This is a genomic window from Novosphingobium taihuense, assembly GCF_007830315.1.
GTDB classification, from domain to species: Bacteria; Pseudomonadota; Alphaproteobacteria; order Sphingomonadales; family Sphingomonadaceae; genus Novosphingobium; species Novosphingobium taihuense.
Genome location: NZ_VLKJ01000002.1, coordinates 136,656 through 157,809, shown reverse-complemented (window position 1 = coordinate 157,809; position 21,154 = coordinate 136,656). Strand labels below are relative to the sequence as shown.

The 21,154-nt window shown below is 63.0% G+C and carries 16 protein-coding genes; 12 read left to right on the top strand and 4 right to left on the bottom strand.

The annotated features are described in order from the left end of the window. Nucleotides 1-6: 6 nt before the first annotated feature. From IQ25_RS05715 to IQ25_RS05675, 9 genes are all read left to right on the top strand, one after another. Nucleotides 7-1,140: a helix-turn-helix transcriptional regulator gene (locus IQ25_RS05715; protein ID WP_144903593.1), complete on the top strand. Its 1,134-nt coding sequence runs from the start codon at nt 7-9 to the stop codon at nt 1,138-1,140. Nucleotides 1,141-1,316: 176 nt separating this feature from the next. Beyond that, nucleotides 1,317-2,552 (top strand): acyl-CoA dehydrogenase family protein, encoded by a 1,236-nt coding sequence (locus IQ25_RS05710; protein WP_144903590.1) that lies wholly within the window; start codon nt 1,317-1,319, stop codon nt 2,550-2,552. Nucleotide 2,553: 1 nt separating this feature from the next. After that, nucleotides 2,554-4,008, top strand: a complete 1,455-nt coding sequence (locus IQ25_RS05705; protein ID WP_158637674.1) for an amidase family protein — start codon at nt 2,554-2,556, stop codon at nt 4,006-4,008. A gap of 42 nt (nt 4,009-4,050) precedes the next feature. Continuing rightward, complete coding sequence (locus IQ25_RS05700) at nt 4,051-5,289, top strand: acyl-CoA dehydrogenase family protein (protein ID WP_144903585.1); 1,239 nt, start codon at nt 4,051-4,053, stop codon at nt 5,287-5,289. Beyond that, nucleotides 5,279-6,253 (top strand): phosphotransferase, encoded by a 975-nt coding sequence (locus IQ25_RS05695; protein WP_158637673.1) that lies wholly within the window; start codon nt 5,279-5,281, stop codon nt 6,251-6,253. The genes IQ25_RS05700 and IQ25_RS05695 overlap by 11 nt, the downstream gene beginning before the upstream one ends. 193 nt (nt 6,254-6,446) lie before the next feature. After that, nucleotides 6,447-8,951, top strand: coding sequence for a TonB-dependent receptor (locus IQ25_RS05690; RefSeq protein ID WP_258536958.1), 2,505 nt, complete (start codon nt 6,447-6,449; stop codon nt 8,949-8,951). A 23-nt stretch (nt 8,952-8,974) separates the two neighbouring features. Continuing rightward, complete coding sequence (locus tag IQ25_RS05685) at nt 8,975-10,219, top strand: aspartate aminotransferase family protein (RefSeq protein WP_144903579.1); 1,245 nt, start codon at nt 8,975-8,977, stop codon at nt 10,217-10,219. 8 nt (nt 10,220-10,227) lie between these two features. Next, nucleotides 10,228-10,824 carry an FMN-dependent NADH-azoreductase gene (locus tag IQ25_RS05680; protein ID WP_144903577.1) on the top strand — a complete coding sequence of 199 codons (597 nt, stop codon included), beginning with the start codon at nt 10,228-10,230 and terminating at the stop codon, nt 10,822-10,824. 146 nt (nt 10,825-10,970) lie between these two features. Further along, complete coding sequence (locus IQ25_RS05675; RefSeq protein ID WP_144903574.1) at nt 10,971-11,576, top strand: TetR/AcrR family transcriptional regulator C-terminal domain-containing protein; 606 nt, start codon at nt 10,971-10,973, stop codon at nt 11,574-11,576. Between the two features lie 160 nt (nt 11,577-11,736). Here IQ25_RS05675 and IQ25_RS05670 read toward each other — a convergent pair whose 3' ends face one another. After that, entirely contained in the window at nt 11,737-14,163 is a 2,427-nt protein-coding gene (locus IQ25_RS05670; protein WP_181447190.1) for a TonB-dependent receptor, read from the bottom strand. A gap of 364 nt (nt 14,164-14,527) precedes the next feature. On the opposite strand from IQ25_RS05670, the gene IQ25_RS05665 reads away from it, so the two are divergent. After that, nucleotides 14,528-15,751: an acyl-CoA dehydrogenase family protein gene (locus IQ25_RS05665; RefSeq protein WP_246415637.1), complete on the top strand. Its 1,224-nt coding sequence runs from the start codon at nt 14,528-14,530 to the stop codon at nt 15,749-15,751. Nucleotides 15,752-15,754: 3 nt separating this feature from the next. On the opposite strand, the gene IQ25_RS05660 is transcribed toward IQ25_RS05665, so the two are convergent. Next, nucleotides 15,755-16,699, bottom strand: a complete 945-nt coding sequence (locus tag IQ25_RS05660; protein WP_246415636.1) for a LysR family transcriptional regulator — start codon at nt 16,697-16,699, stop codon at nt 15,755-15,757. 233 nt (nt 16,700-16,932) lie between these two features. Between IQ25_RS05660 and IQ25_RS05655 the strand changes: the two genes are divergently transcribed. Together IQ25_RS05655 and IQ25_RS05650 are read left to right on the top strand one after the other, a co-directional pair. Continuing rightward, nucleotides 16,933-18,312: an aminotransferase gene (locus tag IQ25_RS05655; RefSeq protein WP_221236677.1), complete on the top strand. Its 1,380-nt coding sequence runs from the start codon at nt 16,933-16,935 to the stop codon at nt 18,310-18,312. A 36-nt stretch (nt 18,313-18,348) separates the two neighbouring features. After that, nucleotides 18,349-19,530 carry an MFS transporter gene (locus IQ25_RS05650; RefSeq protein ID WP_144903571.1) on the top strand — a complete coding sequence of 394 codons (1,182 nt, stop codon included), beginning with the start codon at nt 18,349-18,351 and terminating at the stop codon, nt 19,528-19,530. A gap of 72 nt (nt 19,531-19,602) precedes the next feature. On the opposite strand, the gene IQ25_RS05645 is transcribed toward IQ25_RS05650, so the two are convergent. Then, the gene (locus IQ25_RS05645) at nt 19,603-20,406 is read right to left on the bottom strand and encodes an SDR family NAD(P)-dependent oxidoreductase (RefSeq protein ID WP_144903568.1); all 804 of its coding nucleotides are present in this window, start codon (nt 20,404-20,406) and stop codon (nt 19,603-19,605) included. A gap of 20 nt (nt 20,407-20,426) precedes the next feature. Beyond that, entirely contained in the window at nt 20,427-21,089 is a 663-nt protein-coding gene (locus IQ25_RS05640) for a 2-keto-4-pentenoate hydratase (RefSeq protein WP_144903565.1), read from the bottom strand. Nucleotides 21,090-21,154: the final 65 nt, after the last annotated feature.

Genomic DNA, 21,154 nt, shown 5'->3' with positions numbered 1-21,154 from the left:
GGCGTTATGGTGCGAGCCGAACTGCTGGCCGATTTCTATGGGGCCGCGATTGATCGCAGCCGGTTGACTGCCGCCCTTGACAGTGTGCGCCTGCGGACCAACGCGATGTCGGCCACGTTCCACCTGTTCGAACGCACGCCAGAGCGTCTGCGCCATCGCTGGCAATCTTCCTGCTCCAACACGCCGCAGGCTGCCAACCAGATGGCGCTTCTCGACGAGCTCAATCCCCGCACCGTCGCGCACTGCAATCCCGAGATGTCCGGCCCCAGCGTGCTGGAAGATCACTATCTGCCGGACAGCTTCCAGCCCGAAGTGCGCCGATGGCAGGAACAGCTGCGTTCGTTCGGCATGGGGCAGTTCCTTGCAGCAAGGATCACGCTCGATGGCCGGCACGAGGTTGGCGTGGCACTGCATGGCCGCATCGAAGGTGGCCCGCTCGATCCCGAAAGCCGGGATTTCCTGATAGATCTCATGCCCCATGTGCGCGAAGCGGTTGGCCACGTGTTGCGGATGCAGGAACTGCGGCAGGGGCAGGGCCACCTGCTGGGTGCGCTGGATCATCTGCGCCACGCCATCCTGACATGCGATGGCGCTGGCCGCATAACCTCGATCAATTCCAGCGCGGTGAGGTTGCTGGGCAAGGCCAGCGAAACCTGCCAGTCGTCACGTTTCCGTCCGGGTGCGACCTTGCCGCGATCGCTGATGGCGCGCGTGGTTTCGGGAGAGCGGGTCCTGCGTTGGCAGGGCGGCGCGCAGGAACTGCAGGTCTGCGCAATGCCGTTGGGCATGGCGCAGGCAGGCGATGCGTTGCTCCTCTCGCTTGACTGCGCAAAGGCGCCGGTTGGAACGACGGGCAGCCCCGGCTGGGTGCTTGCCCTTGCCGATCCGGAAGATCCGCCTGCGGTCCACGCCGAAGACCTGGCCCGCAGCTTTGGCATCAGCCATGCCGAGGCGCTGCTGCTGCGCCATCTGGCCCTGGGCGGGGATCTGGGCGAATTTGCCGCCCTGCGCGATGTTTCGATCCACACCGCGCGCTCGCAACTGAAGGCGCTGATGGCAAAGACCGGCGCCTCGCGGCAGGCGGAACTGGTGCGGATGGCGCTCGGCACGCCGGGAGCCTGCATGAGCGACCAGACCTGACCTTAGCTGACCCGGCCTGATCGGCGTCCCTTCTCCTTCCGCCTTTGCCCGGTCCTTGCGCGCACCCTCGCGGCGCCTCGAGATCACGGCTTGACCGCGCGGCGTTATCACTGATAACAAGCGATTCGTTACCAGTGATAACGTGCCGTCAGGGCACGCTGGCGGGAGAAAGATCGATGGCATCCGCTGCGCTTTCCGCAGATCATCAGCCTGTGCCTGTGAAGGGCGAACTTGCTGCAATCACGCCGCATGCACTGCTGGAGCGCGCGCGCGCCTTCCGGCCACGCCTGCGCGCGATGGAGGCAGAAGCCGAGCGTCAGGGCCGCCTGCCGCAGGACCTGATGGAGGAACTGGACGGGGCAGGTTTCTTCCGCATTGTCCAGCCGCGCAGCTTCGGCGGGCTCGAATGCGATGTGCCAACCTTCTACAAGGTGATGATGGAACTGGCCCGCGGCAGCACCGATGTCGGCTGGGTCATGGCGCTCGTATCCGGTCAGCCCATGGTTCTCGCACGGTTTCCCGAACAGGCCCAGGCAGAGGCTTATGGCACCACAGGCGAATTCCGGGCCTCGGGCTCGTTCGCCCCTCCCGGAAAGGCCGTACCCGTCGACGGCGGCTACCGCGTGACCGCCGCCTGGCAGAATGGATCGGGCTGCGATATCTCCACCCACTTCATGCCGCTGGTGATGATCGAGGCACCGGATGGCCCGCAGCCAGCGCAGATCCTGATCGATCGCAAGGATTTCCAGATTGTCGATGACTGGAACGTGATCGGCATGCGCGGAACCGGATCGAAGCGCGTCGTCGTCAACGATCTCTTCGTGCCTGAACATCGCGTGATGCGCTGCCACGGCATGATGCGTGGGGCCGAACCGCTCGATCTTGCCTGCACCACCAGCGACAACCCGATGTATTCGGCTTCGATCTCTCCCTTCCTCATCAGCCAGACGGCCTGCGTGGCCGTTGGCACGGCGAGGGCCGCACTCGATCACTACGAAGAGATCCTGCGCACGAAGAAGTCGGCCTATCCCCCCTATCATGAAAAGGGCACCGACCCGATCCACCAGCGCAATTATGGCACGGCGTTCCGGCTCGTCTCCACCGCTGAAGCGGCACTGGTGCAGGCCGGGCACGAATTCATGGATTATGCGCAGGAATGGCAGGCAAGCAGGGTCCCGTTCGATCAGATGCGCGCTTTGCGCCTGCGCTCCATCGCGGTGCAATCGGTCCAGCTGGGCTGGGAAGCATTCCAGCTGATCTTCCACGCGGGCGGAACATCCACGGCCGCGCGTGAAGGCCATCCGTTGACGCGGATCCTGCGCAATTTCAACGTCCTGCGCACGCATGCGGTGCTCCAGATGGAAGATGCGGCACACGCTGTCGGCCGCACGACTTTCGCGGTGGCGTCTTGATATGGCCGAGGTTCTGGACAGCGATCTGGCAATGGCTCGGGCGACAGACCTCGTTGCCATGCTCCGTGGGCGAAAGATCGGCGCCGAGGAGCTTCTCGATCAGCACCTCGCCCGTGTGGAGCGGCTCAATCCCGCGATAAATGCGGTTGTCACGCTCGATATCGACCGCGCCCGAACCGCTGCGCGCCGTTTCGATGCGCGCGGCGCAGGGGAGGAACATGGCCTGCTCGGCGGGTTGCCGATGACGGTCAAGGAAACCTGGGGCATGGCGGGCATGCGCACCACGGTGGGCCTGCCGTTCCTTGCCGACAACGTCTCGGCCGAGGATTCCCGGCCCGTTGCCCGCCTGCGCGGCGAAGGCGCGGTAATCTTCGGCAAGACCAACGTGCCGATCGGCGGGGCCGACCACCAGACCGCCAATCCGATCTATGGCCTCACCCGCAACCCCTGGGATCTCTCTCGAACGGTCGGAGGATCATCGGGCGGGGCCGCTGCAGCGCTTGCCACCGGTCTCACTCCGCTGGAACTTGGCAGCGACATCGGCGGCTCAATCCGCATCCCTGCGCACATGTGCGGCCTGTTCGGCCACAAGGGTAGCTTCGGGCTGATCCCCACGCTTGGCCATGTTCCACCCATGCCCGAAGTGAAAGTGGAGCCGGAACTCTCGGTGGCTGGGCCGATGGCGCGCAACGCAGCCGATCTGGAACTTGGCCTTGATGCGCTGACCCGCGCAGGCACCCACGCTCCGCCAAGCCGGCACGAACGCCTTGCCGATTTCCGCATCGCCCTGTGGACGGGGGACCTGCCCTATGCGGCAAGCGCCGAGACGATCGCCGCGATGGATGATCTGGCGCAGGCGCTCTCGGCCCGGGGGGCGAAAGTATCGACCACGGCCCGCCCGCCATTCGATGCGATGTCGTCGCTTGAAACATATGTCAGGAGCCTGTTCTCCATCGTGCTGGGCGGCCAGCCCTTCCGCATCGACGAAGCGGAGCGGGCAGAATTGGGCCACGATGCATTGTGGTACGCCGATGTGCTGGAACAATGCGCCAATGGCAGCGGTCCATCATGGCAGGCGCTGCGCGATGCGCGTGCGGCGCTCAAGGCGGCATGGGCCACGTTCTTCCAATCGTGGGACGCAATCGTCTGCCCGGTATTCCCGACCACGGCATTCGAACATGATCTGTCGGGCGAAGGCATCGCTGCGCAACTGCATCGGCGCAGGCTGGTGGATGGTGAAAGCCATGTCTATCTTTCGCAACTGTCGTGGCCAAGCCTTGCGACGGTTGCCGATCTGCCGGCAACTGTCGTGCCTGTGCCGCGAAAGGCCGGAGAGCTTCCTCTGGGGCTGCAGCTGATCGGTCCGTTCATGGAAGATCGCACGACCGTGCGCCTTGCCGCGCTGCTCGAGGCAGAGCTTGACTGCTGCTTCCGCGCTCCGCCGCCGCTCGTCTGATCTGCGGTAAGCACCTGAAATATTTCACGAAGGACAGTTTTCATGGCCAGTCTTGCATCCGAAGCCAGTGCACGGATGAAGCCTCTTCCACAGCCCGAACCGGGCCTGACGCCTGAGCGTCTGCTGGATCGTGCCCGTGGCTTGCGCCCCTTGCTGCGCGCATCGCAGGCCGAATGCGAAGGTGGCGGCCGCGTGCCTCGGCAGGTTGCGGATGCGCTGATCGAAGGCGGCTTCTTCCGCATCGTGCAGCCGCGCCATTTTGGCGGCTATGAATTCGATATCGCAACGTTCTACCGCGTGATCATGGAGATTGCGCGCGGTTGCAGCGAAACCGGCTGGGTTACCTCACTGGTCGGCGGTCACCCTCTGCTGCTGTCACGCTATCCGGCCGAAACACAGGTGGAAATCTATGGTGCGCAGGGTGATGTGCGCTGCCCCGGCGCGCTCACCCCGCTGGGCACTGCCACGCGCGAACCCGGCGGCTACCGCATCACCCACAGCTGGGTTTCGGCTTCGGGCTGTGATCTTGGCACGCATTTCATGGGGCTTGCCCGGGTGGATGGCGACGAGGGTGGAACCCTGGTGCAACTCCTTGTCGATATTGCGGACTGTTCGATCGAGGACGATTGGTTCGTGATGGGAATGCGCGGCACGGGATCGAAGCGGGTGACCGTGACCGACCTGTTCGTGCCCGATCATCGCGCGCTGGCCGTGGGCGGCATGGCGCGCGGAGCCGAACCGCTTGATGCCCACGTGCCAATGCACGAAAACCCGATGTATTCGGGGCTCATCGGCCCATTCCTGATTGGCGAGACGGCGGCCGTGGCGGTGGGGGCGGCGCGGGGCGCGCTGGACATTTACGAAGAGCTGCTGCTGACCAAGAAGTCCATGGCTCCTCCGTTCCTTGAACGCTGCCACGATCCCGTGGCCCAGCAATATTATGGCGAGGCACTGTCGCTGGTGCTGACGGCCGAAGCCGCAATGGTGAAATCGGGCGAGGATTACATGGCCTTTGCCGAAGCAGCCCGCAATAAAGGCACGTCGTTCGACACCGCAAAAGGGCTGCAGTTGACGATGGTTGCCCAGCGCTGCGTCGAACTTTCGTGGCAGGCGATCGATCTGATCTATCGCACGGCGGGCACGACGGCATCGGCCAAACACGGCATGCCGATCGGCCGCTTCCTGCGCAACATTGTGGTCCTGCGCACGCACCCGGTGCTCCAGCGCGAACACACGGCAATCCAGATGGCCAAGCTGCGGCTTGTCGATCGTGTCGGCTGAAGCCGTGATCTTTGGAACCGAAGGTGCTGCCCGGATTCTCGGGCAGCATTTCGGCCTGTCCGGCAAGATCACGCCACTGACCGCAGAGCGTGACGAGAATTTCCGTGTCCAGTCGGCACAGGGCCAGCTCGTGCTGAAGGTGTTTGGGCCCGGAACGCCAGAGGATGAGGCGGACATGCTCTGCGCAGTTCTGCGCCATCTTCAGGATCGTGCGCCCAGACTGCCGGTTCCGCGTCTGGTAGCGGCCCCGCCTGCCACGCCGTTCGTCATGCTGGACGGCGGACGGTTGGCGGTGCTTTACACCTTCCTGCCCGGCACCCCATTGATGGAGGTACGGCGGAGCATCACGCAGGCGCAGGCCTGTGGGGCGCTGGCGGCACAGCTTGGCCACGCTTTGCGCGATTTTTCCCATCCCGCCATGCATCGGCGGCTGATCTGGGACCTGCGCCGCCTCTCGGATCTTGCGGCAATCGCAGCGGATCTTCGCCGCGTGCCCTTTGCCGAATTCGTGCTGCCGTTCATCGATCGCTTCGCCAGCGACGTGGCGCCAGCCCTTGATGCGCTGCCGCGCCAGTTCGTGCACAACGATCTCAATGCCCGGAATGTTATCGTTGCTATCCAAAATCATGATCGAATCGCAGGAATCATCGATTTTGGCGACTCGGTTCACACGGCGCGGGTGTGCGATATCGCCGTCGGCATGATCGGCCAGATGGCTGATCGAGATAGTGCCGGGGCGATGATCGAAGCCTTCCTTTCCGGCTACGAATGCATTGCTCCACTTGCCGCAGGCGAGCGCGAGATCCTGCCCCGGCTCGTCGCTGCAAGGGTGGTCCAGAACGTCGTCATGACAGCTTTCTATCAGCAGGAAGCCGCGGAATCCGAGCACTTTTCTGGCTTTGACGAGGCCTATTTCGGGTGGCGCGTGGCCTTTGTGCAGGATCTGATCCGCCGTCACACCTGATAGCGCTGCAGGGCGCAAGGCAAGGGCTGCGTGCCCTGCCCTGCCAGGCCGATCCGCGCATCGTGAAATTTGTTCTTTGCACGAAACAATCGTAATGATACCACTGCTAACAAGCTTCTGATCGTAACAATCAAAAATGATGGATCGGAAGGCGCAGGAACGAGAACGGCTTCTTGGAAAAGAGGGGGGAAACATGTCAGCACAGCATCAAGTGTCACGCCGCAATGCCATGTCTGCGCGCCTTGGCGCGTCGGCTCTGGCCATGGCCGCAACGTTCGCATCTTCAGCTGCTCTTGCGCAGAACGCCGATCCGGCTGCCGCACAGCAAGGTGCCAAGAGCGCAGAGATCGTCGTCACCGCAACCCTGCGCAACGAACGCCTGCAGGACACGCCGATCGCCATCACGGCCGTCACCGGAGACATGCTGCAGGCACGCAACCAGACCAGCGTCTATGAAATCGCCCGCCAGGCGCCCAGCGTCACGCTCGCCCCGCAAGGGCAGGCCTTCGGGTCGACCATGCTGGCGTTCATCCGCGGCGTCGGCCAGTCTGATTTCATCCCCGCGCTGGAACCGGGTGTCGGCATCTATGTCGATGACGTGTACTATTCCACGCTCACCGGATCGCTCGTCGAACTGCTCGATCTCGATCGCGTCGAAGTGCTGCGCGGTCCGCAGGGCACACTGGCCGGGCGCAATTCCATCGGCGGCGCCGTGAAGATGTTCTCCAAGGCCCCATCGGGCGACAATTCAGGCATGGTGTCCGTTACCGGTGGCGCCTTCAAGCGCTTCGATGCGCGGGCCATGGCCGATTTCACGATCGCGCCGGACAAGCTCTTTGCCCGCGTCTCGGCTGTTTCGCGCAGCCGGGAAGGCTTCGTGAAGCGGATGGACTATGCCTGCACCCATCCCGGATCGGGTGTTTCCGCCGCCCCCAACCTTGGCGATGGTTGCCAGCTTGGTACGCTGGGCGGGCAGTCGCTGGCCGCGGGGCGCATCTATCTGCGCTGGCTGCCGGCAAGCAACCTCGATGTCAGCCTGATCGGTGATCTCACGCGTGATCGTTCGGAGGCAGGTGCAGATGTCCTGCGCTTTGCCAACAATCCGCGCCTGACGATCGATGATGGCAACCCGGCAACGCCGCCGGTGCCGTTTGATTGCCGCTTCGTGCCTTATGGGCCCAATTCGTGTGATACGGCGGGGCGCAACCGATACTGGACCTATTCGACATTCACCGACACGCGCGCACCCACGGGGCAGGACCCCTATACCCCGTTCAGCATCCCCATCGTGTCGCACCTGGACAGCTATGGCATCTCGGGCAACGTGAAATGGGACGTGTCTGACAATCTCCAGGTCCGCTCGATCACAGCATACCGCGATTACACGGCCACCTTTGCCGAAGACGCCGATGGCAGCCCGGTAATGAACCAGCTGGCGCTGCAGAAGCTGAAGAACTGGCAGTTCAGCCAGGAACTGCGCGCCAATGCCCGGCTGATGGACGGCAAGCTGAACCTGACGGCAGGCGCCTTCCACTTCCGCGGCACGGCAACCTTTGCCGCGCGGCTTGCCCTCACGTACGTTGGCCTGAACTTCAACCAGGGGCCAGAGGACAGCAGCAGCAAATCGACCGCGCTGTTCCTCAATGGCGATTACCAACTGACCGATGCCCTGCGCCTGTCCGGCGGCATCCGCCATACCTGGGACCGCAAGACGCAGGAATACTTCCGCTCAAACCCCGATGGCACGATCCCCGCCACGCCCTGTCTCCCCGGCCGCGCACCTTTCGATCCGGCCAATGCGCCCAACTGCGCGCTGCTTGGTCTGAATGGACTGACGGACGGGTACGAAGGCAAGCGCTTCGATTGGCGCGTGGCGCTGGACTATCGCTTCTCCGACGAAGTGCTGGTCTATGGCCAGGTGTCGACCGGATATCGCGCCGGTGGCGTCAACCCGCGCCCGTTCTTTGCACCGGGTACGATCCTGCCGGTCGCCAACGGGCAGATCGATCCGTTCAATGGCGTGCCCTTCGATGTGGGTCAGCTCAAGTCGTTCAAGCCAGAGACGATCACGTCCTATGAAATCGGGTTCAAGACCGATCTGTTCGATCGCCGCTTGCGCTTCAACGTTGCGGGCTTCGTGAATGATTACAAGGACATCATCCTTAATGTCCTGGCCTGCCCGATTGCCCCGTGCTTCCAGCCCAACAACGCCGGTACTGCGAAGGTAAAGGGCGTGGAGGTGGAGATTTCCGCCTATCCGACTGATCGCCTCTCGCTCGATCTTTCGGGTAGCTACCTTGATTTCAAGTACCGGCGGACCGATCCGGCCACGTTCATCGCGCTCAACATGGTCACCCCGTTCACTCCGAAATGGAAGGGCGCTGCCGGTATCCAGTACGATATCCTCGATGGCGATGCCGGGTTGCTCAGCCTGCGCGCGGACGGTTCGTACCAGAGCCATGTCTTTACCGAAGCGCTCAACGGGCCCACAAACCGGATCGAAGGGTACTTTCTTGCCACGGCCCGCCTTTCCTGGAAGTCGAAAGACCGGAACTGGGGGCTGGCACTGGAAGTTACCAACCTCGGAAACCGGTATTACGAAAACACGCGTTTCGATCAGGCGCAGCAGTCGGGGCTCACTTCGGTTTCGCCCGGCGCACCACGACAGTGGGCACTGACGCTGACGCGCAACTTCTGATCGATAGAAGGCCCGGCAAGTCGATGAATCGTGATACATCCAATCTTCTTGCCCGGCGCGAACGTGTGCTTTCCCCCAGCTACCGGCTGTTCTACGAGCAGCCGGTCCATGCGGTGCGCGCGCAAGGGTGCTGGATCGAAGACGCGGATGGCCAGCGCTACCTCGATGCCTACAACAACGTGCCTGTGGCTGGGCACTGCCACCCGCGGATCGTCACGGCGATGGCGCAGCAGGGCGATGTGCTGAACACGCACACCCGCTACCTGACCGAACACCCGATCCTTCTGGCAGAGCGGCTCCTGGCCACACTTCCCGATGCCCTGGGCAAGGTGATCCTCACCAATTCTGGCAGCGAGGCCAATGATCTGGCGATCCGGATCAGCCGCATGGTGACAGGCAGGCGCGGCGTGATCGTCACCGATTGCGCCTATCATGGTACGTCCGATCTCTTGCAGGGCATGTCGCCGGTCACCGGGTTGCCTCTAGGGCCGGATGTTCATGCGATCACCATGCCACTTGCGCCGGAGGGGCCTGAGCAGTTCGCAGCACTTGTTGGCGAGGCGATTGCGCGGATGGAAGCCGATGGCATTCGCCCGGCAGCGCTGCTCGTCGATACGATCTTTGGCAGTGATGGCGCGATTGCGGATCCGCCGGGCTTCCTGGCGGGCGGGGTGGATGCCATTCGGAAGGCAGGCGGCATGTTCATCGCCGATGAGGTCCAGCCGGGCTTTGGCCGCACTGGCGCTGGCATGTGGGGTTTTGCGCGGCATGGCATCGTGCCGGACCTGGTCACCACCGGCAAGCCGATGGGCAACGGACAGCCTGTGGCGGCGCTGGTGATGCGCGATATGCTGGCGCTGGAATTCGCCAGAATGCAGCGGTATTTCAACACCTTTGGCGGAAGCTCCGTTTCATGCGCGGCTGCACTTGCCACGCTTGACGTGATCGAGGACGAAGGGCTGATCGCCAATGCCGCGCGGATCGGGCAGCGCCTGATGGCCGGCCTTGCTCCCATGATTGAAGCGTCACCTGCGCTGACGGGGCTGCGCGGCGCGGGCCTGTTCATCGGGGTGCAGACCGTTTCTGGCGATATTGCGGCCGCAATCGTCAATGCCATGCGGCGTGGCGGCGTGTTGATCGGAGCAGCGGGCCGCGGGAATGCCGCGTTGAAGATACGGCCGCCGCTTCCGATCAATGTGACCGAGGCCGATCACCTGCTCGAATCCTTTGCGCGGGCACTGGCCAAAGTTGAAGTTTCCAACCTGTGAGGACCAAAATGAAGATCCTGCATATCGACAGTTCAACCACCGGCCCGGATTCGGTCAGCCGCGAACTTACCGCGGCAATCGTAACGCATCTGGCCGCGAAGACATCCGGCGCAGAAGTGCAACGCCTTGATCTTGTGGCAAATCCCGTTGCGCATCTTGACGACGTGACGACGGGCGCCCTGCGCCTGCCGCCCGAGGCGCAAAGCGATGCGATGAAGGCTGCGGCTCCGGCCGAACTCGCCTATCTGCAGCAGTTCATGGGCGCGGACGTGGCCGTGATCGGTGCGCCGATGTACAACTTCACCGTGCCATCGCAGCTCAAGGCATGGATCGACCGGCTTGGCGTGCCCGGCGTTTCGTTCACCTATTCCGAAGCCGGCCCGAAGGGCCTTGCCGGGAACACCCGCGTGATCATCGCTTCCACGCAGGGCGGCATGTACGAAGCGGGCGATGCGGCAGAGCATCAGGAAAGCCTGCTGCGCGTGTTCTTCGGCTTCATCGGCGTGACGGACCTGACGATCGTGCGGGCAGACAAGATCGGCTTCGGCCCCGAAATGCGCGCAGCATCAGTTGCTGCTGCCAAGGCGGAAATCGCGGCACTTTGATGATGGCGGGGAAGGGTGGTGGCCATCCTTCCCCGTCCTGCCTTGCCGATATGGGCAGAATACCGGGTTACTTGCAATGTTTCTGGTGCTAACCCGCGCCCTGCCGGTGGCCGCTCCCTTTGCGGCCATGGCGTGACGAGGCGTTGATGGACCGCAAGAGCAAGGAACTGGACCGGAAGGCAACCCTGACGCGGGAGACGATCGTCGAAGCTGGTCTGGTGCTGCTGAACGAGATCGGCCTCGACAAGTTGACCACGCGCCGACTGGGCGATCACCTTGGCGTGGAAGGGCCTGCGCTCTATCGCCATTTTCCCAGCAAGGCCGTGCTGCTTGACCATATGGCCGCGGCGATCCTGCTGCCTGTTCTGCGCGCGCCGCACCCGGGAGAGCCGTGGGACGAATGGCTTCGCGCGGTGGCGACCAGAAGCTACGAGGTCGTGCTTGATTACCGCGACGGTGCCAGGCTCGTGGCGGCTTCGCTGCCAACCGAACCGCGTGACCTGCTGTCAAAGCCGTTGCGCGAAGCGGGATTTTCGGAAGAACACGCGATCTACGGCTCGAAGCTGATCACGCGCTTCATGGTCGGCTGGCAACTGCACGAGGATAGCGAACGGCAGCGCGCCGATCGGCCCACGGAAAGCTATGACCACGATCAGGCGTTCCGGTTTGCGCTGGATGCGCTGATCAACGGCCTCCGGCTGGCATTGGCGCGGACAATGGCCCGGAAGATCGAGACCATCGGCGACGTCTGATCCGCCTGCATCCCTGTGGGGACGCTGGAACGCCAAGAACAAAAATGGAGTGTTTTCCCGGGGAAACACTCCAAATAGGTTATCTGATCAGTTCGGATCAGATAAGGACGATCAGGGTGCCGGCGCAATGCGCGACCGGCACCCCTTTCTCATCCGGGCCTCAGCGGCTTGCGCCGAAGGGAATGCGCAAGGTGGCGCCATAGGTTGCCGGCGGAGCGTAGATCGAGGTCACGCCAAGGATGCCAAGGTTGAGCGCGTAGGCGCGATAGGCCTTGTTGAACACGTTGCGGCCCCAGGCGGTAAGCGAGATGCCGGTGTCCTCGTGGCGATAGGTCAACGATGCGTTGGTGACGTTGTAGGCCTTCTGCAGCGAACCGAGGCCGTTGGTCACTTCAAGGAACTGGTCATCGTACCAGACGCCATCGACCTGCACGGCAACATTGCCGCCCGCGACATCGCGGTTGTAGCGCAGCAGGTAGTTGAAGCTGAAGCGCGGGGCGTTGGGCAGTTCGGCCTTGGTGATGTTCGCCTGCGGGAAATCGCAACGGAACACGCCACCCAGATTGGTGCAGTACTGCGTATCAGGCGCGCCGGGGAAGAATTCCGGACCGAACTGAACGCCAGTGCCGGGGATGCTGTCCACCGACGAGGTTTCGTAGGTTGCACCGAACACCGCATCGAAGTTGCGCGAGGGCGAAAGGAACGCTTCAAGTTCCGCACCGGTCGCGCGCGCATCGCTGTTGTAGACCTTCGGCACACCACCGGCGAGCGAGAAGGCCTGATAATCGTCGTAGATATAGTGATAGACGGTGCCGTTGAGGCGCATCTTGCCGCCCATCAGCGTGGTCTTGAAACCACCTTCGAAGCTGTTCAGCGTTTCCGGACGATGGCGGAAGTCCTGCGGAGCAATGTTCGATGATAGCGACCAGTTGCCGCCCTTGATGCCGCGGTTCCACGATACGAACACCAGCGTGTCCGGGTTTGCCTGGTAGTTCAGCGAAACGCGTGCCGCCCAATCACCATAGTGATCTTCGTCAGCACCCGGAACCACTGCGGCCAGGTCCTTGCCGGTGAACAGCAGCTTCGGATTGGGCTGCGGGGCGTAAGTCGGATCGATCAGGATGTTCTTGTAATCGATCTTCTTGTTGTCCTTCGAGTAGCGCCCGCCCACGGTCAGCGTCAGCTGATCGGTGAAGCGGAAATCGCCCTGCGCGAAGATCGACCAGTTCTTCGAATCCAGCACGTACTGCTGATCGACCTTGGGCAGCGAGAAGCCACCGTTGCCGGCAACGGCAAGATCGAGAATCGGCGCGCCGGTGACGGCGTGCGAGCCATCGTACTTCATGTCGAGGTAATAGCCGCCGACCTGCCACTTGAGCATGCCGGTTTCGCCCGCGAGGCGCAGTTCCTGCGAGAACTGGTCAAAGTTCACGCGGGAATCGACGTTCACGATGGTGAAGGGCAAGGCATCGCCATCCTCGGCGTAGGTCTTGTCCATCTTCAGGTAGTTGGTGATCGAGGTGAGTTCCACGCCGCCCAGATCCCAGTCGAGCTGGGCCTGGTAGCTGTTCATCACGCGATCGAGGCGGCCGGGGCGTTCGCCGAAGTGCTCCCACGGGCTGGCCTTCTCAGCGGTCACGCCATTGATGACGCCGTTCTGGCTGTCGCTGAGGCCGGCAGCGTTCGTGTCGCAATAGCCGTTGGCGAGGTATTCGCAGTTCTCGAACACGTAGCCGCCGGTGGCGACGTTGTTGTCTTCCGAATGCTTGTACCACAGGCTGAGCGTGGCCGAAGGCGCAAGGTCGAACTGCAGGTTGGCGCGCGCCGCCCAGCCGTTCTTGCCGCCAAGGTCCTGCCCGCTGCCGGGCGCAATGAGCGCGCCGTTGGAATCGAGCGTGTCGCGCGACTTGATGTAGCCATCAGCCTTCTCGACACGGCCGGCAACACGAAGGCGCACGCCCTGTGCAAGCGCACCGCCAGCAGCGGCTTCCAGCGACCACGAATTGAAGCGGCCATATTCGCCTTGGGCGTAGCCGTTGAAATCGTCCTTGCTGGCATCTTCGCTGAGGTAGTGGATCAGGCCACCGGTGGCGTTGCGGCCAAACAGTGTCCCCTGTGGTCCGCGCAGAACCTCCACGCGCTTGATGTCGAACAGCTGGCCGGCAACCGCGTTCATCGAGGCGATGTAGGCGTTGTCCTGATAGACCGCGACCGGCGCTTCGAGGTTGTCGGTGAAGTTGTTCTGCGAGATGCCGCGCAAGCTGAAGATGGTCAGGTTCGGCGACCAGGCATTCACGCGCAGCGACGGAATCTGCTGGGTGATCTGGGTTGTCTCGGTGATGCCGAGACGATCGATCTGCTCACCCGAGAAGGCGCTGACCGAGATCGCAACCTTCTGCAGGCTTTCGTTGCGCTTGTTGGCGGTGACCACGATCGCATCGGCAAGGCCGCCGCTCTCGCCCGATTCGGCCTGGGCATTCTGGTCCTGCGGCTGGGCCTCTTGCGCGAAGGCGGCAGACGCTGCGGCGAGGGCCGCGGTGGATAGCATAAGCGCGGCAATTCGCGCGGATTTCTGAGTACGTTTCATCGTGACTTTCTCCCCGATTGCACGACGGCGTCTCCCTCTCACGCGCTTGGTGTCGTGCCCGATTGTTCATGTTGCTGAACGGCTCATGTTATTACATGGTTTACAGTGACTGGCAATCAGGCATTATTGTTGCGTAAGGGAAACGACGGAATGAGCTGATTCGATCAGCCGGAAGCCCCTGCAAACCGGCTGATTTGAGTGGAATAGGTTCAACCAGAGGTGTCAAACGACGAGCCGGAGTGAGTTGCGCGAAACGGACAGGGTGGCAGCACGGCGGGCTTTTGCCTTCGCAAACTGTACAGCCACTGCCGAAGTCGGATTCGCAGATTCGGAGCGTCAACGAAAAGAGGGATTGGGAAAGATCATGGCAACTGCAGCAACAGGCTCCGTCGCACATGTGGCAAACGCCAGCGGCGCCACGATGCCGAGCGGAGCGGAACTTATCGCGCGGGCCCGTGCCATGGTGCCGGTGCTGCGCGATCGGGAAAGCGCGGCCATTGCCGCCCGCCAGGTGCCGGCGCAGACAATTCGCGATTTCATCGACGCGGGCTTTTTCAAGGTGCTGCAGCCAAAGCGCTATGGCGGCTACGAGATGTCGCCCGCGGTCTATTGCGAGATTGCCCGGACGCTGGCCGAAGGCTGCATGAGCAGCGCCTGGGTCTATGGCGTGGTGGCGGTCCACAACTGGCAGCTGGCGCTGTTCGATCCGCAGGCGGCCGAGGATGTGTGGGGCGATGATGGCGAAGTGCTGATCAGTTCGTCCTACATGCCGATGGGCAAGGTGACGAAGGCAGAAGGTGGCTATCGCATCAGCGGGCGCTGGGCCTTCTCCAGCGGATCGGAGCATTGCGACTGGGTGCTGCTGGGTGCGAACATGGTGGCAGAGGAGGGCGGTGCGCCCGAACCGTTCAATTTCCTGATCCCCCGTTCGGACTACCAGATCATCGATACCTGGCACACGATGGGCCTGTGCGCGACCGGCAGCAACGACATCGTGGTGGACGATGCCTTCGTGCCCGCACACCGTGTGATGCGCGAAAAGGACATGTTCAACATCGATGTCCCCGGCAAGCATGCCAATCCGGGTGCGCTCTATCGCATTCCGTTTGCGCAGATTTTCAACCGCACGGTTTCAACCACGTCGCTGGGTTCGCTGCGCCGCGCGCTGGAGACGTTCGTGCAGGCAACGCGTGAAAAGCGTGCGACGTATACCGGCGCGCGTCTTGCTGCGGATACAACCATCCAGGAAGCCGTGGCCGAGGTGAAGGTGATCCTCAACGACATGGAACTGCGCCTGAAGAGCGACCTTGCCGAACTGGATGCCCGCGCCGAAGCCAACGACTGGCCGATCGAGCGACGGGCAGAACTTGGCCATCACACCACTTCGATGGTCAACAACTGCGTGAAGGCGATCGACCTGCTGATGCTGTTTTCCGGCGGCAAGGCGATCTACCTTGGCAACCAGATCCAGCGTGCGTTCCTGGATATCCACTGCGCCCGCGCGCATGTGGCCAACAACCCGTACCCCTATGCGCGCAACGTGGGCGCGATGGCGTTCGGGTACGAGAACGACTGCATGGACCTGTAAGGTTCAGATAGCCGATGCCAGCGCGAGGACGTTGCCCGAAGCGGGCGCGTCCTCGTCGCGCATTTCCTCGCGCACGAAATCGACGAAGGCGCGGACCTTCGACAGGGCATAGTTGCCGCGCGGGAAAATGATGTGCAGCGGAATACGCTCTGTCACCAGATCGGGCAGCAGCGGTTCGAGGCGGCCTGCGGCGATGTCGTCCGCAACCAGGAAGCGTGGCAGGTAGCTGATCCCGAGGCCTTCGAGCGTGGCTTCACGGGCCATGCGCACCGAGTTGCTGGTAAGCGGACCGCGATTGATCGGCACGGTCACGTCCTCCGACAGGCGCCATTCGCCGACCTTGGAGATGTGCGTTTCGACGATGCAGGTGTGGTCCTTGAGATCGTTTGCCGCGTTGAGACGGCCCGAACGGTCAAGGTAGGGCCGCGAGGCGACGAGGACCATCGGGTAGTGGCGCAGGCGTACGGAATCGAGCGAACTGTCGAACGTGTCCCCCATCCAGAAGGCAACGTCGAACCGGCCCTTGATCAGATCGACCTTGCTGTCTGAAAGGTTCACGAACAGGCGCACTTCGGGATAGGTCTGCAGGAAGCGCGGCATGATCGAGGTAAGATCGAACAGCGAGGCGACGACCGGCGCGTTGACCTTCAGTTCGCCGCGCGGCTTGGACACCATGCCGCTGATGATCTGGTTGGCCTCGCTCACTTCCTCGACGATGCGGGCGCAGCGGGCATACATTTCACGCCCGGCGGGGGTGAGCGTGACCGACCGGGTCGTGCGATCGAGCAGGCGCACGCCGATGCTCTGTTCCAGCTTGGCGATCTGGCGGCTGACCGCGGCCTTTGAATATCCCAGCATGTCGGCCGCGCTGGAAAAGCCGCCTGTGCTGACGACTGCGGCGAATGACATCATCGCCATGACGTTACCAAGATCGGGTTTCTCGTCCATGCTTCCTACTCATTCAGGCTTGGCTGCAAGTCAATGGCGACTGCGCTCAGGACGGGTATTGTTACGCCGGGATTGCCAATCCGACCGGCTGTTGATTGTTCACTAAACGGGAAAACGAACATCATAAAACTATCACTGTTGCGTAATCGGATCAAATGCGCGAAGGGTGCCGTGTCATAGATGTGCTGCTCTGATTCGATTGGCGAGACAGGGACGGCAAGGGGAGAAACCACATGGCGACCCAGATTTCAGAGGGCCAGCTTTCAGAGGCCGCGCTGCGCGACCAGCGCAGCCAGTTCCATCCTTTCACTTCCATAACCGATCTGATGGCCGATGGCCCGACCGTCATGGCCAGTGGCTCTGGCGTCCGCGTCACCGATGTTGACGGCAAGGAATACCTCGACGGCATGGCAGGCCTGTGGTGCGTCAACCTGGGCTATGGCCGCAAGGAGATCACCCAAGCCATCGCCAGGCAGAGCGAGCGGCTCTCGTTCTTCCATACGTTCAACGGCATGTCGACCGACGTGGTTGCCGAGTGTGCCGAGGAACTGCTGAAGCGCGCTCCGGTGCCGATGTCGCGCGTGTTCTTCGGCGCTTCGGGCAGCGATGCCAACGAAACCCAGCTCAAGCTGATCTGGTATTACAACAACCTGCGCGGCAAGCCGGAAAAGAAGAAGATCATTGCCCGCTGGAACGCCTATCACGGTTCGGGCGTGGCCACGGCCAGCCTGACCGGCCTGCCGGGCATGCACACCCTGTTCGATCTGCCCAAGGGCCCGATCATCCACGTCAGCGCGCCCTACTATTACCGCAATGCCCCCGAAGGGATGAGCGAGCGGGATTTCTCGAAGCAGCTGGCCAAGGAACTGGAAGACACGATCGAGCGTGAAGGCGCCGATACGATCGCGGCGTTCTTTGCCGAAGCAGTGATGGGCGCAGGCGGCCTGATCCCGCCGCCCGAAGGCTACTTCGAGGAAATCGGCCCGATCCTGAAGAAGCATGACATCCTGCTGGTGGCCGACGAAGTCGTGTCCGGTTTCGGTCGCCTTGGCACCTACTGGGGCAGCCAGACCTATGGCTACGAGCCTGATCTGATCACGTCGGCCAAGGGCGTGACTTCGGGTTACTTCCCGATGTCTGTCTGCTTCATCTCGCCCAAGGTGTGGGACGTGATCGAAGGTGCGGCTGCCACGGCAGGACTGTTCGGCCACGGCTATACCTATTCGGCACATCCGGTGGGTGCGGCAGCCGCACTGGCCGCGCTGAAGCTGATCGACGACCTCAAGGTCGTGGACAACGTGGCCGATGTCGGGCCCTACATGCTCCAGCAGCTGAAGGACCGCCTGGGCCAGCATGCCCATGTCGGCGACATTCGCGGCAAGGGCCTGATGATCGGCATCGAACTGATGAAGGATCGCGGGGCCAAGGAAACCTTCCCGATGGCCAACCGCACCGGACGCCAGATCCTCAAGGCTTCGGCGGCGAGGGGCCTGATCACGCGTGCGCTGGGCGATACGCTGGTCTTCGCGCCGCCTCTGGTGATCAACCGCGCCGAGGTGGACGAGCTGGTCGACAAGTTTGCGCTGGCTGTCCAGGACGTGCTGCCCGCCTGATAATCAGAACGTGAAGCGCGGGGAGTGGGTGGAACGATGGAACAGGCAGTGATGATGGAGCAGGTTGCACCACCGGAGATGACGGTGGCGCGCCTGACGCCCGCCGGCCTTGCAAGCGCCGTCGCGGTGGGCATCATCGGTGCTCTGGTGATCTTCGTGACGCCCGGCTTCCTCGCGCTTGTCGCGCAGCAGACCGGGTTCGACAACGACCAGCTGGGCTATCTCGTCGCGTGGGATATAAACGCGATGGGGGTGACGATCGGCCTCAGCACCTTCGCGCTCTCACGCGTTTCGTGGCGTGTTGCCGTGGCCTTGGGGCTGGTGCTGATCGCGGCTGGCAACCTGCTGACCGGGCTGACGACAAGCTTCTTCGCCATGGCGGCGGCGCGGGTTGTGGCAGGGGCGGGCGCGGGGATCGCGGTCGGCTTTGCATTCGCGGCGCTTGGCCGGGCGCGTAACCCTGACCGTGCCTTTTCCATCTACCTGGTGGCTGGCGCGCTGTTCAGCACGATGTTCCTTTATGCCTTGCCGGAGATACAGTCGGCCTTCAGCCCGAGCACCGTTTTCGCGACGATCGCAGGGGCTAGCCTGCTGGTCATCCTTTCGCTGAAGGCGCTGCCGGATGGTTCGAAAGACGAGGCTGATATCTTTGCGGGGGGCGGCGCGCTCGACCGGCGGATCGCGTTCGGTTCGCTGGTCGGCGTGTTCCTGCTGTTCTTCGCGATGGGTGCGGGATGGAGCTATTCCGAACGCATCGGCATTGAAAGCGCGGTGCCTACCGGAACCATCGCAAGCGGCCTTTCGATCGGGACAATGGCGGGCGTAGTGGCTGCCGGGCTTGCCGGTTTCTTGCCCCAGCGCTGGGGCCGGGCGGGGCCATTGATCGTAAGCGCGATCGCCGGGGTCATCGGCTTCCTGATGTTCCGCGGGCAGGTGACGAACGGCGCCTTCGTGATCGCCTGCGTGCTGATGATGTTCAGCTGGAACTTTGCGCAGCCGCTGCTTTCCGGAATCTGTTCGGAGGCGTGCAAGCGCGGGCGGGTGGTTTGCGCGATGGGTTCGATCCAGACGTTCGGCACCGGGCTCGGGCCTGCGGCAGCGGCGGCGACGCTTGCCACGGGCAGCTTCGACCTGATGCTCTATTCATGCTGCGTGGTGCTGGTGCTGAGCGTGGTGGCGACGATCTGGGCCACGTCAGGCACGAAAAAGGCGGCCTGAGCCGCCGATATTCAGATTGCTCCGGTTGGGAGGGGAAGGGGCGCCGGTCTTGCGATCGGCGCCCCTTTCGCGTCACAGGAATACCGCGCGCGAAAGTCCGCCATCGACTGCGATGGATTCACCGGTGATGCCGCTGCCAAGCTTCGAGCAGAGGAACACGATCGGATCTGCCACTTCCTCGACTTCGAGCATGCGCTTGAGCGCGGCGGGATCGCCGGCCTCGCGCTTGACGATGGCGTCGACGGTGGTGCCTTCCTCGGCAGCCATCTCGGCGAACCATTCCTCGATGTGTTCGGTGCGGGTCACGCCGGGGTGGATGATGTTGACGGTGATGCCGTCCTTGCCGACTTCATCGGACAGGGTCTTGGTGAAGTGGACCAGCGCGGTGTTGCGCATGCCCGAAAGCGCCTCGGTGCAGCGCGCGGTCAGGCCGCCGACATTGACGATGCGGCCCCAGCCTGCCTTGCGCATGTGCGGCACGCAGGCCTTGGCCGTGCGGAAATAGCCGAACAGCTTGGTGTTGAGATCAAGCATCAGCGCGTCCTCGTCAGCCAGTTCGATGGCGTTGCGCACCAGGCCACCAGGGGCTGCGGCGCAGTTGACGAGGATGTGGACGGCGCCGAACTTCTCGACCGCGGCTGCGACGAGCGCTTCGACCGACGCCTTGGACGTCGTGTCGGTCGGCACGGCGATGATCTCTCCGCCGGTGCTGGCGCGCAGTTCCTCGGCGGCAGCTTCCAGCTTGGATGCAGTGCGGGCAGCGATGACGACCTTGGCGCCAGCAAGCAACAGCTTGCGTGCGGTTTCCTTGCCGATGCCGACGCCGCCGCCGGTGATGACGGCAACCTTGCCGTCGAGTCCCAAATCAAGGTTCATGTTCAGATCTCCAGATATGTTCACGATACAAGAGTGACGCGCGCGGCGTCGATGCCGCCAAAGGCGGCGGTGATGATGTTTCCGGCCGCGACTGGCGTGGCCCCGGTGCAGCTGCCCGAGGTGACGAGCTGCTCACGGCGCAGGCCGCCTTCGCCGTTCTCGCAAAGCCAGTTGGCAAGCCACACCAGCGCATCGAGCGGGTTGCCCATGACGCGCGTGGTGCTGCCGTGCTCCTGCACCTGGCCATCGACCAGAATGTCGACGGCCATGTCGGCAAAGCGGTCTTCCCAGGCATGAGAAAGGCGCTTTCCGAGGACGAGAGCATGGCCCATCGCATTGTCGGCGACGAAGAGGCCAAGCGGCAGGTCCGACGTGTCATACCGCGGCGCGGCCAGTTCGATGCCCCCATGGATCGCCTTGATCGCCGGCAGGACCGTCTCGCGCGTGTAGGGCGCGCCGGAAGGCGGAAGGTCTGCGCCGAGTTCGAAGACGATCTCGGCTTCGGCAAAGGTTTCCGGCCAGACCTGCCGCGCTTCGGTTCCCGTATTGAGAATCGCGCTGGCCGCCAGACGTCCGACTGCAGGTTCGCTTGCCCCGAACGCTTCGCGCGCAGGGGGCGATGTCAGCCCGAGTTTCCATACCATGACCGGCAGGTTGGTCGCGCTCATGAGAGCGCGCTGCACGGCGTATGCCTCTGATAGAGATGGTGAAACCGCCGGAAGCGGCAAGGTTGCGCTACGCGCGCGAG

Bases quoted from the DNA above. Each gene is read 5' to 3' on its own strand.
- IQ25_RS05715 (WP_144903593.1), top strand. From the start codon at position 7: ATGGTGCGAGCCGAACTGCTGGCCGATTTCTATGGGGCCGCGATTGAT.
- IQ25_RS05710 (WP_144903590.1), top strand. From the start codon at position 1,317: ATGGCATCCGCTGCGCTTTCCGCAGATCATCAGCCTGTGCCTGTGAAG.
- IQ25_RS05705 (WP_158637674.1), top strand. From the start codon at position 2,554: ATGGCCGAGGTTCTGGACAGCGATCTGGCAATGGCTCGGGCGACAGAC.
- IQ25_RS05700 (WP_144903585.1), top strand. From the start codon at position 4,051: ATGGCCAGTCTTGCATCCGAAGCCAGTGCACGGATGAAGCCTCTTCCA.
- IQ25_RS05690 (WP_258536958.1), top strand. From the start codon at position 6,447: ATGTCAGCACAGCATCAAGTGTCACGCCGCAATGCCATGTCTGCGCGC.
- IQ25_RS05685 (WP_144903579.1), top strand. From the start codon at position 8,975: ATGAATCGTGATACATCCAATCTTCTTGCCCGGCGCGAACGTGTGCTT.
- IQ25_RS05680 (WP_144903577.1), top strand. From the start codon at position 10,228: ATGAAGATCCTGCATATCGACAGTTCAACCACCGGCCCGGATTCGGTC.
- IQ25_RS05675 (WP_144903574.1), top strand. From the start codon at position 10,971: ATGGACCGCAAGAGCAAGGAACTGGACCGGAAGGCAACCCTGACGCGG.
- IQ25_RS05670 (WP_181447190.1), bottom strand. From the start codon at position 14,163: ATGAAACGTACTCAGAAATCCGCGCGAATTGCCGCGCTTATGCTATCC.
- IQ25_RS05665 (WP_246415637.1), top strand. From the start codon at position 14,528: ATGGCAACTGCAGCAACAGGCTCCGTCGCACATGTGGCAAACGCCAGC.
- IQ25_RS05660 (WP_246415636.1), bottom strand. From the start codon at position 16,699: ATGGACGAGAAACCCGATCTTGGTAACGTCATGGCGATGATGTCATTC.
- IQ25_RS05655 (WP_221236677.1), top strand. From the start codon at position 16,933: ATGGCGACCCAGATTTCAGAGGGCCAGCTTTCAGAGGCCGCGCTGCGC.
- IQ25_RS05650 (WP_144903571.1), top strand. From the start codon at position 18,349: ATGGAACAGGCAGTGATGATGGAGCAGGTTGCACCACCGGAGATGACG.
- IQ25_RS05645 (WP_144903568.1), bottom strand. From the start codon at position 20,406: ATGAACCTTGATTTGGGACTCGACGGCAAGGTTGCCGTCATCACCGGC.